The sequence below is a fragment of the Pseudomonas sp. Emmai genome, from assembly GCF_055179735.1.
In genome coordinates this window covers 4491472-4506287 of the sequence record NZ_CM143685.1, presented here as the reverse complement: position 1 = coordinate 4506287, position 14816 = coordinate 4491472, and the positions used below count along the sequence as shown (strand labels likewise).

Annotated in this window: 16 protein-coding genes; 7 read left to right on the top strand and 9 right to left on the bottom strand. The window is 61.2% G+C overall.

Going from position 1 to position 14816, the window contains the following annotated elements; all coding sequences use genetic code 11:
- Positions 1–28: 28 nt before the first annotated feature.
- On the bottom strand, positions 29–634 hold the full coding sequence (locus ACY4LX_RS20715) for a DJ-1/PfpI family protein (protein WP_463257654.1): 606 nt from the start codon (positions 632–634) through the stop codon (positions 29–31).
- 149 nt (positions 635–783) lie between these two features.
- Here ACY4LX_RS20715 and ACY4LX_RS20710 point away from each other — a divergent pair, with 149 nt between their 5' ends.
- The gene (locus ACY4LX_RS20710; protein ID WP_463257653.1) at positions 784–1092 is read left to right on the top strand and encodes an RcnB family protein; all 309 of its coding nucleotides are present in this window, start codon (positions 784–786) and stop codon (positions 1090–1092) included.
- 11 nt (positions 1093–1103) lie between these two features.
- Here the strand turns inward: ACY4LX_RS20710 and ACY4LX_RS20705 are convergent, their stop codons facing one another.
- Positions 1104–2168, bottom strand: coding sequence for a diguanylate cyclase domain-containing protein (locus ACY4LX_RS20705; protein ID WP_463257652.1), 1065 nt, complete (start codon positions 2166–2168; stop codon positions 1104–1106).
- 175 nt (positions 2169–2343) lie between these two features.
- Here ACY4LX_RS20705 and ACY4LX_RS20700 point away from each other — a divergent pair, with 175 nt between their 5' ends.
- The 3 genes from ACY4LX_RS20700 to dmeF all read left to right on the top strand — a co-directional run bounded on the left by ACY4LX_RS20700 (position 2344) and on the right by dmeF (position 4085).
- A complete protein-coding gene (locus tag ACY4LX_RS20700) occupies positions 2344–2682 on the top strand; it encodes an FKBP-type peptidyl-prolyl cis-trans isomerase (protein ID WP_149661360.1) in 339 nt (112 codons plus the stop codon).
- Positions 2683–2871: 189 nt separating this feature from the next.
- Positions 2872–3147: a metal/formaldehyde-sensitive transcriptional repressor gene (locus tag ACY4LX_RS20695; RefSeq protein ID WP_149661361.1), complete on the top strand. Its 276-nt coding sequence runs from the start codon at positions 2872–2874 to the stop codon at positions 3145–3147.
- An 11-nt stretch (positions 3148–3158) separates the two neighbouring features.
- Entirely contained in the window at positions 3159–4085 is a 927-nt protein-coding gene (gene dmeF, locus ACY4LX_RS20690; protein WP_149661362.1) for a CDF family Co(II)/Ni(II) efflux transporter DmeF, read from the top strand.
- A gap of 4 nt (positions 4086–4089) precedes the next feature.
- Here dmeF and ACY4LX_RS20685 read toward each other — a convergent pair whose 3' ends face one another.
- The gene (locus ACY4LX_RS20685) at positions 4090–5199 is read right to left on the bottom strand and encodes a cytochrome P450 (RefSeq protein ID WP_463257651.1); all 1110 of its coding nucleotides are present in this window, start codon (positions 5197–5199) and stop codon (positions 4090–4092) included.
- A gap of 82 nt (positions 5200–5281) precedes the next feature.
- Between ACY4LX_RS20685 and ACY4LX_RS20680 the strand changes: the two genes are divergently transcribed.
- Entirely contained in the window at positions 5282–6040 is a 759-nt protein-coding gene (locus ACY4LX_RS20680; protein WP_149661364.1) for an ArsR/SmtB family transcription factor, read from the top strand.
- On the opposite strand, the gene ACY4LX_RS20675 is transcribed toward ACY4LX_RS20680, so the two are convergent.
- The gene (locus ACY4LX_RS20675) at positions 5986–6327 is read right to left on the bottom strand and encodes a hypothetical protein (protein WP_123408798.1); all 342 of its coding nucleotides are present in this window, start codon (positions 6325–6327) and stop codon (positions 5986–5988) included. The genes ACY4LX_RS20680 and ACY4LX_RS20675 overlap by 55 nt on opposite strands.
- A gap of 158 nt (positions 6328–6485) precedes the next feature.
- Here ACY4LX_RS20675 and ACY4LX_RS20670 point away from each other — a divergent pair, with 158 nt between their 5' ends.
- Positions 6486–7706: a putative DNA modification/repair radical SAM protein gene (locus ACY4LX_RS20670; protein ID WP_463257650.1), complete on the top strand. Its 1221-nt coding sequence runs from the start codon at positions 6486–6488 to the stop codon at positions 7704–7706.
- Positions 7703–8527 carry a TIGR03915 family putative DNA repair protein gene (locus tag ACY4LX_RS20665; protein ID WP_463257649.1) on the top strand — a complete coding sequence of 275 codons (825 nt, stop codon included), beginning with the start codon at positions 7703–7705 and terminating at the stop codon, positions 8525–8527. The genes ACY4LX_RS20670 and ACY4LX_RS20665 overlap by 4 nt, the downstream gene beginning before the upstream one ends.
- A gap of 59 nt (positions 8528–8586) precedes the next feature.
- On the opposite strand, the gene ACY4LX_RS20660 is transcribed toward ACY4LX_RS20665, so the two are convergent.
- From ACY4LX_RS20660 to ACY4LX_RS20640, 5 genes are all read right to left on the bottom strand, one after another.
- Positions 8587–9606 (bottom strand): branched-chain amino acid aminotransferase, encoded by a 1020-nt coding sequence (locus ACY4LX_RS20660; protein ID WP_149661367.1) that lies wholly within the window; start codon positions 9604–9606, stop codon positions 8587–8589.
- A gap of 242 nt (positions 9607–9848) precedes the next feature.
- Entirely contained in the window at positions 9849–11231 is a 1383-nt protein-coding gene (lpdA, locus tag ACY4LX_RS20655) for a dihydrolipoyl dehydrogenase (RefSeq protein WP_463257648.1), read from the bottom strand.
- Positions 11232–11234: 3 nt separating this feature from the next.
- Positions 11235–12509 (bottom strand): dihydrolipoamide acetyltransferase family protein, encoded by a 1275-nt coding sequence (locus tag ACY4LX_RS20650; RefSeq protein ID WP_463257647.1) that lies wholly within the window; start codon positions 12507–12509, stop codon positions 11235–11237.
- Positions 12510–13568 carry an alpha-ketoacid dehydrogenase subunit beta gene (locus ACY4LX_RS20645; RefSeq protein WP_463257646.1) on the bottom strand — a complete coding sequence of 353 codons (1059 nt, stop codon included), beginning with the start codon at positions 13566–13568 and terminating at the stop codon, positions 12510–12512. It abuts the gene before it with no gap.
- A gap of 1 nt (position 13569) precedes the next feature.
- A complete protein-coding gene (locus tag ACY4LX_RS20640; protein WP_463257645.1) occupies positions 13570–14805 on the bottom strand; it encodes a thiamine pyrophosphate-dependent enzyme in 1236 nt (411 codons plus the stop codon).
- Positions 14806–14816 lie beyond the last annotated feature (11 nt).

Here is a 14816-nt window from a genome sequence, read left to right as displayed (position 1 = left end):
GTGGATCAATACATTGTGGATTATGCCGCTACAGGCTCGCTTCGATGTGCGCAAACGCCCGCGCGACATAGTCGTCTTTCTCGCCCACCGGCGCGAAATTGTGCAGCACTTCCCGCGCGGCTTGCGTGCCTTTGAGCCGGGCCAGAAACCACGCTGACAAGTATTGCGACGCCAAACAGCCACCGGCCGTGGCGATGTTGCCGTTGGCGTAGAACGCTTGATTGACCACATTGACCCCGGCCGCTTGCACCCAGGGCTTGCTGATCGCGTCGGTGCAGGCCGGGGCATCGCCGAGCAACCCGAGCCTGGCCAGCAGGAACGTGCCGGAGCATTGCGCCCCAAGCAGTTGCCGCGCCGGGTCGAATTGCAACTGCGCCATGATCTCCGGGTTGTCGGCCACTTCGCGGGTCTTGCGGCCACTGCCGATCAACACCGCATCGGCTGCGCAGGCTTGCTGCAGATTGATGTGCGCATCGATGGTCAAACCGTTCATCGACGTCACACGCGGTGTTGGCGAGGCGATACTCACCCGCCAGTCCTGATCCCCCAACAGCGAAATCCGGCTGAGCATGCCGTAGGCGATCAGGGAGTCCAGTTCGTTGAAACCATCGAAGGTCAGAATGGCGACGTGCATGGCGAATCCTGCTGGCTTTTTCGTAGCCTACGCCGAGCCGGCGCGACACCTCCAGTACAGCCAGTTGCAGAATCATCGCTACAGTAAGGAATGATTCGCCACGAGCGCAGTCGGAACTCAGTAGTCACGACATCCCAAGAGGTTCACCGATGAACAGCAAAACCCTTATCGCCAGCCTCGCCCTTGTCGCCGGTATTGCCGCAATCAGCCCTATCGTCCAGGCCGCCGAAACAGCGCAGAAAACCGTCCAGCCCGGCGCCAACAACGCCCGCAGCCTGGTGAAAGGCGACCGTGCGCCGGAGGTCTATCAGCGCAGCGAAAAAGCCGTGAAAAACTGGAAGGCCAAAGGTCTGAAGGCGCCGGCGTCTGACGCGCAGTGGGTGCAGATCAATGACAAGTACATGATGGTGTTGATTACCAGCGGGACGATTGTGGATGTTACGCCGGTGGAGCGTTAGTTCGTCCGTCACTAACTAGGACTCAACGCCTTGATGCCCAACCGATACTGATTATTCCCACTGCGCTTGGCCTCATACATCGCCAAATCTGCAATGTGAATCAACCGGTCCATGCTCGGCGCATGGTCCGGGAACACCGCGACGCCCAGGCTGGTGCCGATGTGGCGTTGGTCATTGCCAATCGTCACCGGCGGTGAGAGTTCGACGAAGATTTTCTGGCAGATGCTGCGCGCTTCGTCTTGCAGATTAATGCCGGGCGGCAGGCCCTGGAGGATCACCACGAATTCGTCGCCGCCAATCCGGGCCACGGTGTCGGTTGAGCGCAGGATGCGTTTGAGCCGCGTGGCGGTGGTGACCAGTACTCGGTCGCCGGCCGCATGCCCGTAATGGTCGTTGATCGCCTTGAAACCATTGAGGTCGACAAACACCAGCGCCACCCGTGTCGCGCTGATGCGCGCCTGTTCCAGCGCTTTAGACAGGCGTTCTTCAAGCACCAGGCGATTGGGAAGGCCGGTCAGCGGGTCGTAATGGGCCAAGTGTTGCAGGTAGCTGGCGGAGGCTTTTTCTTCGGTGATGTCGCGGACCACACCCATCATTTTGATCGTGGCGTCGTGATCGTTTTTCACCACATTGCCGGTCTCGCGTAGCCAGCGGATGGTGCCGTCGGGCCAGACCACGCGGTATTCCTCGTCATGGTTTTCGCCGGTTTCCAGGCAACGCAACTCGCCCGCGCGGACCTTGGCCCGGTCGTCCGGGTGTACGCAGGAACAGAACAAGGCGTAGGAGGGCGTGACTTCACCGGTCTTGAACCCGAACATGCCGTAGATCGCGTCCGACCAATACAGCGTGTCCGTGTCCACGTCCCAGTCCCAGGTGCCGATGCGGGCGAAGTACTGGCTGCGTTTGAAACGTTCGGCGTCACCGTCCAGGTGAATATTTTGCGCCGTGGACAGGCTGGCGATCAGCGCGCGGCATTCCGCCAACTGCCGTCGCAGGACAGACTGGCGGCAGACCAGCACAATCAGCACGGCAAGCATCACTAAGCCGATGGCAGCGCTGATCCAGAGGACACTCATTCAGGGATGGCCATCATCGGGTGTTTTAACCGTGGGGTTGATGGTGCTTAGCTTAGTTCAGGGTTGCGGTCGGAAATAGAGCTAAACCGCGCCGAACAGTTGCCAATTGCCCGCGATTCTGGGAAAACGGCGGCCATGAGGTCCCTCCGGGGGAGACAACAGACGAGTGCATGTAATGAATGATGAGCTTCAGGTAATCGACCTTGAACTGGGCGACGGCAAAGCAGCGGTCAAAGGTGCACTGATCACCACGCAATATCGCGGATGGCTGGAAGACGGCACCGAGTTCGATTCTTCCTATAGCCGTGGCAAGCCTTTTCAGTGTGTGATCGGGACGGGTCGGGTTATTAAAGGCTGGGACCAGGGGATTATGGGCATGCAGGTCGGTGGCAAGCGCAAGCTGCTGGTGCCGGCGCATTTAGCCTATGGCGAACGGACGATGGGCGCGATTACGCCGAATTCGAATCTGGTTTTTGAGATTGAGTTGTTGGAAGTTTTGACGCGGGATGATTGATTGGCTGTGATTTGAGATGACAAGACCCGCCATCCCGGTGCTATGGGAGGGCGGGTTTTTTATGTTTGGCGAATGAAGATCAACAGATCGCGTTGTTCGTCAGGCCACCAGAAAAACCTTGAATAAATCCTTGCCGCCCTGTGCTATTCCAGAGACTATGCGCGCCATATAGGGGTAGGGGGTATAGGTATGTCGCACATTCACGAACACAAGGATGATCTGCTCAATCGCGTCCGGCGCATTGCCGGGCAGGTGCAAGCGGTGGAGAAGGCCTTGGAATCCGATGCCGATTGCGCCAAGACCCTGCATCTGGTGGCGGCGATCCGTGGCGCGGTCAATGGTTTGATGGACCAGTTCATCGACGCCCACGCCCGTGAGCACGTGGCCCATCCCGACCTCAGCAACGAAGAGCGCGCCCAGGGCGTGGAAGAGTTGCTGCAAGCCATCCGCCGTTATTCGAAGTAGGGTCGATCACCATGACACTGACACCCCAGGCTTCTCGTTTTACGCACGATCACATGTTTCTCGGCGCCTCCCACGATGAAAACGGCCGCCGCACGTTGTGGGTGGTGGCGTTGACGTTCGTGATGATGATTGGCGAAATCGCCGCCGGTTATATCACCGGTTCAATGGCGTTGCTGGCCGATGGTTTTCACATGGCCACCCATGCGGTGGCCCTGGGCATCGCGGCGGCGGCTTACGGTTTTGCCCGGCGCCACGCGAGTAATGCGCGCTTCAGTTTCGGCACCGGCAAGGTCGGCGATCTGGCCGGGTTTGCCTCGGCCATGGTGCTGGGGCTGGTGTCGCTGGGCATTGCTGGCGAGTCCATCCTGCGTCTGTTTCAACCCACCACCGTGGCCTTCACCGAGGCGACGATCATTGCCGTGGTGGGGCTGGCGGTGAACGTCGTCAGTGCCTTCCTGCTGGCGGGCAATCATGGGCATCACGGCCATGATCACGGGCACAGCCACGACCACGGTCATCATCACGATAACAACCTGCGTTCCGCCTACGTCCACGTGCTGGCCGATGCCTTGACCTCGGTCCTCGCCATCGCCGCGTTGCTGGCCGGCCGCTATCTGGGTTGGGTCTGGCTCGACCCGGTGATGGGCATCGTCGGCGCCGTCGTGATCGCGAAATGGGCCTACGGCCTGATGCGCGACAGCGCCGCCGTGCTGCTCGATACCACCGACGAACACGTGGCCGGAGAAATCCGCGAACTGCTGGAAACCCCCGGCGACGTGACCATCAGCGACCTGCACGTCTGGCAGGTCGGGCCTGACGCCCGGGCGGCGATCGTCAGCGTGGTGGCGGCGGCCAGTGTCAGTGCAGATGCCATTCGCGAGCGTTTGGCGCCTGTTCATGAGTTGTCGCACCTGACGGTGGAATACCGCGTCGCCTGAGTGATCAGGCTTGGGCTTCGGTCAACAGTGGAATCCGACCATTCAGGGAAGGGCGGTAGTGCCAGGTCAAACCGTCCAGCGCAGGATTTATCGCCAGGATTTGCCTCAATGTGGCGCTGGCAATGCTCAACGCCAATGTCTGCCCCGGACATTGATGGCGGCCCGCGCCGAAGGTGAAGCTGCGACGGTTTGGGCGGTCGACGATGAATGTATCGGGTTGCTCGTTAAGCTGCGGATCGCGATTGGCCGAGGCCAGCAGCACCAGAATGGTGTCGCCGGGGTTCAGGTTGATACCGTCGATTACGCAAGGCGCGACGACGAAGCGGCGGGTGTTCTGGACTGAGGGGTCGAGGCGTTGGACTTCGGCCAGGAACGAGTCAACATCGCGCAGCAACAGCGGATCGCGAATCAATGCCACCAGCGCATTGCCAATCAACCCGGCCGTGGCCTCATAGGTTTGCGAGCACAGGCCGATCAGGTTGGCGATCAGCATTTCGTTGTCCGAAGAAGCGAAGCGTTGCTTGATGCCATTTAACAGAGGGCTGTGCACGTCCGGGTCATCCAGCAATTCGAAGAAATGCCCCCGCAATTGTTCAGCCGCCTCGTGAGCGCGGTCCAGTTGAAGACGAGTGCTCAGCGGCGACAGACAGGCCACGAAGTCAGCGGTCAATTCGTTGACCTCTCGGGTCTGGGCGGGGGAGAACCCGAGCAACGTCGCGACCACGCACACCGGGCCATAAAACATGGCTTTTGATAAGCCCTCGGCGTCCGGGGTGATCAACCGTGCACTGACCAACGCTTGTATTTCGACAGGGTCGATCAACGCCAACCCCGGCTCAATCGCCGCCCGGGGACAGCGCTGCCGTTCACCTTCATTCATCCGCATCAACCGCCCAAATACTTCGCCGGCCAAACCGTCAACAATCGTCTTGGGCACTGGCTCACCGGCCGGGCGCACCTGGCAGTCAGGATGCGCCAACACCGCCGCCACGGCCGCGGCACTGCTGGCGACCCATAACTTCAGTCCTTGATGAAAAACCAGCCCGCCCTCTGCACGCAATTGCGCGTAATAGGGATAAGGATCGGCATGAGTCGCAGCGATGATCGGGTCCATGGGGCGCAGCCTTGTTCGTGGTAGGGAAAGTGTTGCTACTATCTCCAGTTCACAACGGCCTTGATTCGTCCGGGAGCGAAATATGAACGTTGAACAGCACGACATCGGCGTCTCTCAGGTCGCCGCCGCGATTGCGGAGCCGGCCCGGACGAAGATCCTCTGTTCGCTGATGGACGGCCACGCCCGCACCAGCACCGAGCTGGCGGCGATTGCCGAGGTCAGCGCCTCCACGGCCAGTGCGCATTTGGCCAAGCTCAAGGAATCGGCGCTGGTGCGGCTGCACGTCCAGGGCCGCCATCGGTATTACAGCCTCGCCGACAAACGCGTGGCCCAGGCGCTGGAAGCGTTGATGGTGATCGGCCAGAACGCCGCGCCCACTTTCAATTCGCGCACCCCTGATCGCCTGCAATTCGCCCGCACCTGCTACGACCACATGGCCGGTACCCTGGCGGTGTTGCTGCATGACCGGATGATTGAGGCGGGGTGGTTGCTGGAGACTGACGAGCAGGTTTATCAGCTGAGTGACAGCGGTGAGGCGTTGTTTGAAGGCTTGGGCATCGAAGTCAAAGACTTGAGCACGATGCGTCGTCGCTTTGCCTGCCCGTGCCTGGACTGGAGCATGCGTCGGCCGCATCTGGGTGGTTCGCTCGGGGCGGCGTTGTTGCAGGTGGCGATCAAGCGTAAATGGGTGACCCAAGGCCTGGACAGTCGGGCGTTGGCATTGACGGCGGCGGGGCGCAAGGAGATGGGGGTGCGGTTTGATCTGGTGTTACCGGCCGATCTTTCCTACGCCCGAAAATCCCAGACGTACTCCACCACCCGCACCGCCAGCACCAGGTAGATCAAAAACAGAATCACCTGGAACGCCGTGTGATAGGGCAGTCGTGACAAGCGACGCAAGCCGTCGCTGACGCTGAGCAGCATCAGTAGCGCAGAGACCGCGATCAGCGCCCAGCCCGCGACGTCCGAGGTGAGCAGCCCCATGTACGGGTGATGTTCGCTGTGCAACGCATTGGTGCCTGCCGCAAACAGTAAAGCGCAGACCAGCAGGTTCTTGATGTTGTCGAACACCTGCGTGGTGAAGTCGGTGTCCAGCAAGGCCAGATACTTGCGCCAGAATTTGCCCATGGTGTGTCGATACCTGTCGATGGCGGTTGCACGCCGCAAGTTTAGTAATGAATTGGGGCGGGCGCCGATTTCCTCTGATCCGACGAGGGGTGCATCTGCGGGTTGTGCGTCGAAGGGCGAAGCGATACTGTATATCCGAACAGTATAAGGCGTGCCCCATGGAACTCATCGACAAGCTCAGCATTCTCGCCGACGCCGCCAAGTACGACGCGTCCTGCGCCAGCAGTGGCGCGCCCAAGCGCAGCTCCGAAGGCAAGAGCGGGCTGGGTTCCACCGATGGCATGGGGATTTGCCACAGCTACACGCCGGACGGGCGGTGTGTTTCGTTGCTGAAGATTCTGCTGACCAACTTCTGCCTCTACGACTGCCAGTATTGCGTCAATCGCCGTTCCAGCGATGTGCCTCGGGCGCGATTCAGTCCGGAAGAGGTGGTGACGTTGACCCTGGATTTCTACCGGCGCAACTGCGTCAGCGGCTTGTTTCTCAGTTCGGGGATCATCCGCTCGGCCGACTACACCATGGAACAACTGATCCGCGTGGCCAGGCTGTTGCGCGAAGAACATGAGTTTCGCGGCTATATCCACCTCAAGACCATTCCCGAAGCCGATCCGGCGCTGATTGCCGAAGCAGGGCGCTATGCCGACCGGTTGAGCGTCAATATCGAACTGCCGACCGACCTCAGCCTGCAAACCCTGGCCCCGGAAAAGCAACTGGGCTCGATCAAGCAGGCGATGCAGACCATCTACACCGGCGAGCAAACCGTGCTCAATGAACCTCGGTCACCGAAATTCGCCCCGGCCGGGCAGAGCACGCAGATGATCGTCGGCGCCGATGACACCGATGACAGCACCATCCTCCACAGCGCCCAGGCGCTGTATGGCAGCTATCGCCTGCGGCGGGTCTATTACTCGGCGTTCAGCCCGATCCCCAACAGCCCGAAAAGTGTGCCCCTGGCGGCGCCGCCGCTGATGCGCGAACACCGTTTGTATCAGGCCGATTTTCTGCTGCGCAGCTACGGCTTCACCGCTGGCGAGTTGTTCAAGGGACCGGGGGATCTGGCCCTGGACATCGACCCGAAACTGGCCTGGGCGCTGGAGAATCGCGACGTGTTTCCCCTGGACCTCAATCGCGCTGAGGCTTCGTTGATCGCGCGGATTCCAGGGATTGGCCTGCGCACCACCGAACGTCTGGTGGCGTTGCGCCAACAGCGGCGCATACGCTATGAAGACCTGGCACGCATGCGCTGCGTGCTGGCCAAGGCCAAGCCGTTCTTTATCACCAGCGATTACCACCCCCAGCAGGCGGAAGTCACCAGCCATTTGCTCTATCAGCAACTGCGGGACCGGCCGCAACCGCAACAAATGGGGTTGTGGGGATGATCAGCCTGGACTGTGACGACCTGTTCGACACCTGGCGGCAACAGGCGCGGTGGTTGCTCAGCCATGAGATCGATCCGAGCCTGGTCAGCTGGGCGTCGGAAGGTGTCACCGACCTGTTTGCCAGCGACGATGCACCGCCCGCTGGCAATGGCCCGTTTCAGGCGCGCATTCCATTGGCCTTGCTCGGCATCCTGGAGAGCGCCGCCCGTTATCGTGGCGATCAGCGCTGGAGCCTGCTCTATGAGGTGTTGTGGCGGGTCAGTCATGGTGATCGCACGGCGATGCTGGCCGGTGACAAGCTCGGCAGTGAGCTGCAGCGGCGGATCAAGCAGGTGCAGCGCGAAGCCCATCATTTGCATGCGTTTGTGCGGTTCGTCGAGCGGCCCAAGCATGCCGAAGGCCCGCAATACGTGGCGTGGCATGAACCGGCCCACGACATCCTGCACAGCGCCAGCGAGCACTTTGTCGGGCGCATGGGCCGCCACCGCTGGTTGATCGCCACACCCCGCGACGGCGTCTATTACGATGGCGAGCAGTTGATCCACCAACGCCAATGCCCGATTGAATGGCAACAACTGGCGCAGAACGTCGACGATCCCCACGGCGATATGTGGCTGACCTACTACAGCCACATCTTCAACCCGGCGCGGTTGAACCCGAAGGTCATGCAAGGGCATTTGCCAGCGCGGTTCTGGAAGAACTTGCCAGAGGGTGTGTTGATTCCGGGGTTGATCACCCAGGCGCGCACGGGTAAGCAGCAGGACGGGCAGGCGAGCGGGATTGCCGGGAGGCAGGGGAAACGGATTGGCATGAAGCGCTGAAGATCAAAAAGCCCCCCATCGATCACTCGATGGGGGGCTTTTGTGCAACGGACGTCAGGTCAAACCTTGACGATCCAGCCCGCTGGCGCTTCGATGTCGCCGGTCTGTACACCGGTCAGCTCTTTGTAGAGCTTCTGGGTGACCGGGCCGACTTCGGTTTCGCTGTGGAACACGTGCAGGTGGTCGTTGTAGCTGATGCCGCCGATCGGGGTGATTACGGCAGCGGTGCCGCAGGCGCCGGCTTCCTTGAAGTCCGACAGTTTGTCGATCAGCACATCGCCTTCGATCACTTCCAGACCCAGACGCGATTTTGCCAGTTCGATCAACGACAGGCGGGTGATGCCTGGCAGGACCGACGGCGAGTTCGGGGTCACGAACTTGTTGTCGTGGGTGATCCCGAAGAAGTTGGCCGAACCGACTTCCTCGATTTTGGTGTGGGTCATTGGGTCCAGGTAGATGCAGTCAGCGAAGTGCGCCTTCTTGGCTTGGGAGCCGGGCATCAGGCTGGCGGCATAGTTGCCACCGACCTTGGCCGCACCGGTGCCTTGTGGGGCGGCGCGGTCGTAGCTGGAGATCAGGAAGTTGTGCGGAGTCAGGCCGCCCTTGAAGTAAGCGCCGACCGGAATCGCGAAGATCGAGAAGATGAACTCAGGGGCGGTACGCACGCCGATGTTGTCACCCACGCCGATCACGAACGGACGCAGGTACAGCGCGCCGCCAGTGCCGTAAGGCGGGATGAAACGCTCGTTGGCGCGGACCACAGCTTTGCAGGCTTCGATGAACTGCTCGGTTTCCACAAACGGCATCAGCAGGCGTGCGCAGCTGCGTTGCATGCGCAGGGCGTTCTGGTCCGGGCGGAACAGGTTGATCGAGCCGTCCTTGCAACGATAAGCCTTCATGCCTTCGAAGCATTGCTGGCCATAGTGAAGGGCAGTCGAGCCTTCGCTGATGTGCAGCACGTTATCTTCGGTCAGGGTGCCTGCGTCCCACTCGCCATTGCGCCAGTACGACAGATAGCGTTTGTCGGTCTTGATGTAGTCAAAACCCAGCTTGTCCCAATTGATGCTCTCGTTACCCATGACACCCTCTATCACTGAACAACCGCCGAAACGGTTCAAGGCTTCTGACGTTTTTTTGGATGGGGACAACAATACTTCATTCCGGGCCGGTTTCGCAGCCTGGAATGCATTCCTTTGATCGTTCCCCGCGAGCTGATCGTTCCCACGCTCCGCGTGGGAATGCCTCAACGGACGCTCCGCGTCCGCTTTGGGACGCGGAGCGTCCCGGGCTGCATTCCCACGCGGAGCGTGGGAACGATCAGTCAGAGGTGCAGCGCGTGCCCAAGCGCCCGCAACGCCGCTTCCTGCACCGCTTCGCCCAGCGTCGGATGCGCATGGATGGTGCCGGCGATGTCTTCCAGCCGCGCGCCCATTTCCAGGCTTTGGCCGAACGCGGTCGACAACTCCGAAACGCCCACGCCCACCGCTTGCCAGCCGACAATCAGGTGATTGTCCCGACGAGCGACCACCCGCACGAAGCCGGTTTTCGACTCCAGGGTCATCGCCCGGCCATTGGCGGCGAACGGGAAGCTGGAAACGATGCAGTCCAGACCGGCCGCTTCAGCTTCAATCGGCGTCTTGCCGACCACCACCAGTTCCGGGTCGGTGAAGCACACGGCAGCGATGGCCGTCGGGTTGAATTCGCGGGATTTGCCGCTGATCAGCTCAGCCACCATCTCGCCCTGGGCCATGGCCCGGTGCGCGAGCATCGGTTCGCCGCTCAGGTCGCCGATGGCATAGACGTTGCGCATGCTGGTCTGGCAGCGGTTGTCGATCTTGATCGCCGAACCGTTCATCGCCAGATTCAGCGCTTCCAGGTTCCAGCCCTGAGTGTTCGGCTTGCGACCGACGGCCACCAATACCTGATCAGTTTCAAGATTCAAAACGTCGCCATTCGGATCAAGCACTTGCAGCGTATTGCTAGCCGAATCAAAGGCTTGAACGCTATGTTTCAAGTAAAGCTTCACGCCGAGTTGCTTGAGTGCTTCGTGCACCGGGTGCGTCAGTTCGGCGTCGTAGGCCGGCAGGATACGATCCTGGGCCTCGACCACACTGACCTCGGCGCCGAGCTTGCGATAGGCAATCCCCAGCTCCAGACCGATGTAACCGCCACCGACCACGATCAGCCGTTTAGGCACTGACTTCGGCGCCAGGGCTTCGGTGGAGGAGATGATCGGCCCGCCAATCGGCAGCATCGGCAGGTTCACGCTCTTGGAGCCGGTGGCGAGCACCAGGTGTTCGCACTGGATCCGCGTGTCGCCGACTTCAACGGTCTTGCCGTCGATGACCTTGGCCCAACCCTGGATGACCTGGATTTTGTGCTTTTTAAGCAGCGCCGACACGCCAGTGGTCAGGCGATCAACGATGCCGTCCTTCCACTCGACGCTTTTCGTAATGTCGAGGGTCGGCGCCGAAACGCTGATACCCAGAGCCGAATGCTGGCTGTGGTGTTGCGTCTGGTGAAACTGCTCGGCGACGTGAATCAGCGCCTTCGACGGAATGCAGCCGATGTTCAGGCAAGTACCGCCCAACGATTCACCTTCCACCAGAATGGTCGAAATGCCCAACTGGCCGGCACGGATCGCTGTCACGTAACCGCCAGGGCCGCCGCCGATGATCAGCAGCGTGGTGTTCAAATTTTGCATTTCCTACTCCACAAACAGGGTGGCGGGTTGTTCGAGCAGGCCACGAATGGCCTGGATGAATTGCGCCGCGTCCATGCCATCGACCACCCGGTGATCGAAGGAGCTGGAGAGGTTCATCATCTTGCGAATCACGATCTGGCCTTTGACCACCATCGGGCGTTCGACGATTTTGTTCACGCCGACGATCGCCACTTCCGGCAGGTTCAGCACCGGCGTGCTGACAATGCCGCCCAACGCGCCGAGGCTGGTCAGGGTAATGCTTGAGCCGGACAGTTCATCGCGGCTGGCCTTGCCATTGCGTGCAGCGGTGGCCAAACGCGAGATTTCCGACGCGCTGTCCCACAGGCTGCGGGCTTCGGCGTGACGCACCACGGGCACCATCAAACCGATATCGCTCTGGGTGGCGACGCCGACATGCACCGCGCCGAGGCGGGTGATGACCTGGGCTTCATCGTCGTAACGGGCGTTGATCTGCGGGAAGTCGCGCAGGGCAACGACCAGGGCACGGACCAGGAACGGCAGCAAGGTCAACTTGCCGCGAGTCGCACCGTGTTTTTCGTTCAAGTGCACGCGCAGTTCTTCCACGGCGGTGACGTCGATTTCCTCGACATAACTGAAGTGGGCAGCGCGCTGGGTGGCGTCCTGCATGCGCTGGGCGATCTTGCGGCGCATGCCGATCACCGGGATTTGCTCTTCGTCGTTACGCTGGGCGTAAGCGGCGGCAACCGGTGCCGAGGCATTCGACTGACCCTGGGCCAGATAAGCGTCGAGGTCTTCGTGCAATACGCGACCGGCCGGGCCAGTGCCACGTACCAGGCGCAACTGAATGCCGAGATCCAGCGCATGTTTACGCACGGCCGGGGAGGCCAGCGGGCGTTCATCGGCTTCACGGGCGACCATCGGGCCCTGGCACGCGACCGCAGGACGCGGCGCCGCCACCGGTTTGCGTTCAGCTTCAACCTTTGGCGCCGCTGCAACCGGTGCTTCTTTAACGGCAACGGCTGCCGGCTGCGCGGACTCTTTATAGTTACCCGCGCCTTCCACTTCAATGCTGATCAAAATGCTGCCAACCGCCATGACTTCGCCCGGCTGGCCGCCCAGGGAAATCACCTTGCCATGCACCGGCGACGGAATATCGACCATCGCCTTATCGGTCATGACATCGGCCAGCACCTGATCTTCGACGACCATGTCGCCAACCTTGACGTGCCACACCGACAACTCAACTTCTGCAATGCCTTCACCAATGTCCGGCATTTTAATAACGTGCGTGCCCATTCAGACCTCCATAACCCGTTTCAACGCCGCGCCCACTCGGGACGGCCCTGGGAAATACGCCCACTCTTGCGCGTGCGGGTAGGGGGTGTCCCAACCGGTGACGCGTTCGATCGGCGCTTCCAGGTAGTGGAAGCAATGCTCTTGCACCAACGCGACCAATTCCGCGCCGAAACCGCAGGTGCGGGTGGCTTCGTGAACGATCACGCAGCGACCGGTTTTCTTCACGGATTTGACGATGGTTTCCAGGTCCAGCGGCCACAGGCTGCGTAGATCGATAACTTCAGCGTCGACACCGCTTTCTTCAGCGGCGACTTGCGACACGTAAACCGTGGTGCCGTAGGTCAGGACCGTGACTTCTTTGCCCGGTCGGGCGATGGCGGCGACGTCCAGCGGCACGGTGTAGTAGCCGTCCGGCACTTGTGCGGCCGGGTGTTTCGACCACGGGGTGACCGGACGGTCGTGGTGGCCATCGAACGGGCCGTTGTACAGGCGTTTTGGCTCAAGGAAGATCACCGGGTCATCGTTTTCGATGGAGGCGATCAGCAAGCCTTTGGCGTCATACGGGTTGGACGGCATGACCGTGCGCAGGCCGCAGACTTGGGTGAACATCGCCTCGATGCTCTGGCTGTGGGTCTGGCCGCCGTAAATGCCGCCGCCGCAAGGCATGCGCAGGGTCATCGGCGCGGTGAACTCGCCGGCCGAGCGATAACGCAGGCGCGCCGCTTCCGAAATGATCTGGTCGGACGCCGGGTACACGTAGTCGGCGAACTGAATCTCGGCCACCGGCCGCAGACCGTAGGCGCCCATGCCCACCGCAACGCCGACGATGCCGCTTTCGGAAATCGGCGCATCGAACACCCGGGAGGTGCCGTACTTGCTCTGCAAGCCTTCGGTGCAACGGAACACGCCGCCGAAGTAGCCCACGTCCTGGCCGAACACCACGACGTTGTCGTCGCGCTCAAGCATCACGTCCATGGCCGAGCGCAGGGCCTGGATCATGGTCATGGTGGTCGTGGTCATGGCGGTTTCCAGCTCAATATGGTTGTTGTGGTCGTTCATGTCAGATCCCCAACTCTTGACGCTGGCGCTTCAAGTGCTCCGGCATCTCTTTGTAGACGTCTTCGAACATGGTCGCGGCGCTTGGCGTCTGGCCACCGGCGAGGGTGCCGTACGTTTCGGCTTCTTTCTGCGCGGCAATGACTTCGGCTTCCAGTTCGGCGCTGACGGCGCTGTGTTCCTCTTCGGACCACTGTCCGATCTTGATCAGGTGCTGCTTGAGGCGCGCGATCGGATCGCCCAACGGGAAGTGGCTCCAGTCATCGGCGGGACGGTATTTCGAAGGATCATCAGAGGTGGAGTGCGGGCCGGCACGGTAGGTGACCCATTCGATCATGGTCGGCCCGAGGTTGCGGCGCGCCCGTTCGGCGGCCCAGGCAGAGGCGGCGTAGACCGCGACGAAATCGTTGCCATCGACCCGCAGGGAGGCAATCCCGCAACCGACGCCACGACCGGCGAACGTGGTGGCTTCACCACCGGCAATCGCCTGGAACGTCGAGATCGCCCACTGGTTGTTGACCACGTTGAGGATCACCGGCGCGCGGTAAACGTGGGCGAAGGTGAGGGCGGTGTGGAAGTCCGATTCAGCGGTGGCGCCGTCGCCGATCCAGGCCGAAGCGATTTTGGTGTCGCCCTTGATCGCCGACGCCATGCCCCAGCCCACACCTTGTACGAATTGGGTGGCGAGGTTGCCGGAAATGGTGAAGAAGCCGTGATCGCGTACCGAGTACATGATCGGCAGCTGCCGGCCCTTGAGCGGATCGCGCTCGTTGGACAGCAGTTGGCAGATCAGGTCCACCAGCGGCACTTCGCGGGCCATCAGGATGCTTTGCTGACGGTAGGTGGGGAAGCACATGTCGTCGATGTTCAAGGCCAGGGCCTGGGCGCTGCCGATGGCTTCTTCGCCGAGGCTTTGCATGTAGAACGACATTTTTTTCTGACGCTGGGCGACCACCATGCGGTTGTCGAAAATCCGCGTCTTGAGCATGGCGCGCATGCCTTTACGCAGGATCTCGGACGGCACGCCTTCGGCCCATGGACCCAGTGCGTTGCCCTGGTCGTCGAGCACACGAATCAAGCCCTTGGCCAGATCAGCGGTGTCGGCCGGTTCAACGTCGATTGGGGGTTTGCGCACCAGGCCTGCGTCAGTCAGATGCAGGTAGGAGAAGTCGGTCTTGCAACCGGGACGGCCCGAAGGTTCGGGAACGTGCAGGCGCAGCGGTTCGTACGCTTGGTTCATGGCTTCTACGC

Bases quoted from the DNA above. Each gene is read 5' to 3' on its own strand.
- ACY4LX_RS20715 (WP_463257654.1), bottom strand. From the start codon at position 634: ATGCACGTCGCCATTCTGACCTTCGATGGTTTCAACGAACTGGACTCC.
- ACY4LX_RS20710 (WP_463257653.1), top strand. From the start codon at position 784: ATGAACAGCAAAACCCTTATCGCCAGCCTCGCCCTTGTCGCCGGTATT.
- ACY4LX_RS20705 (WP_463257652.1), bottom strand. From the start codon at position 2,168: ATGAGTGTCCTCTGGATCAGCGCTGCCATCGGCTTAGTGATGCTTGCC.
- ACY4LX_RS20700 (WP_149661360.1), top strand. From the start codon at position 2,344: ATGAATGATGAGCTTCAGGTAATCGACCTTGAACTGGGCGACGGCAAA.
- ACY4LX_RS20695 (WP_149661361.1), top strand. From the start codon at position 2,872: ATGTCGCACATTCACGAACACAAGGATGATCTGCTCAATCGCGTCCGG.
- dmeF (WP_149661362.1), top strand. From the start codon at position 3,159: ATGACACTGACACCCCAGGCTTCTCGTTTTACGCACGATCACATGTTT.
- ACY4LX_RS20685 (WP_463257651.1), bottom strand. From the start codon at position 5,199: ATGGACCCGATCATCGCTGCGACTCATGCCGATCCTTATCCCTATTAC.
- ACY4LX_RS20680 (WP_149661364.1), top strand. From the start codon at position 5,282: ATGAACGTTGAACAGCACGACATCGGCGTCTCTCAGGTCGCCGCCGCG.
- ACY4LX_RS20675 (WP_123408798.1), bottom strand. From the start codon at position 6,327: ATGGGCAAATTCTGGCGCAAGTATCTGGCCTTGCTGGACACCGACTTC.
- ACY4LX_RS20670 (WP_463257650.1), top strand. From the start codon at position 6,486: ATGGAACTCATCGACAAGCTCAGCATTCTCGCCGACGCCGCCAAGTAC.
- ACY4LX_RS20665 (WP_463257649.1), top strand. From the start codon at position 7,703: ATGATCAGCCTGGACTGTGACGACCTGTTCGACACCTGGCGGCAACAG.
- ACY4LX_RS20660 (WP_149661367.1), bottom strand. From the start codon at position 9,606: ATGGGTAACGAGAGCATCAATTGGGACAAGCTGGGTTTTGACTACATC.
- lpdA (WP_463257648.1), bottom strand. From the start codon at position 11,231: ATGCAAAATTTGAACACCACGCTGCTGATCATCGGCGGCGGCCCTGGC.
- ACY4LX_RS20650 (WP_463257647.1), bottom strand. From the start codon at position 12,509: ATGGGCACGCACGTTATTAAAATGCCGGACATTGGTGAAGGCATTGCA.
- ACY4LX_RS20645 (WP_463257646.1), bottom strand. From the start codon at position 13,568: ATGAACGACCACAACAACCATATTGAGCTGGAAACCGCCATGACCACG.
- ACY4LX_RS20640 (WP_463257645.1), bottom strand. From the start codon at position 14,805: ATGAACCAAGCGTACGAACCGCTGCGCCTGCACGTTCCCGAACCTTCG.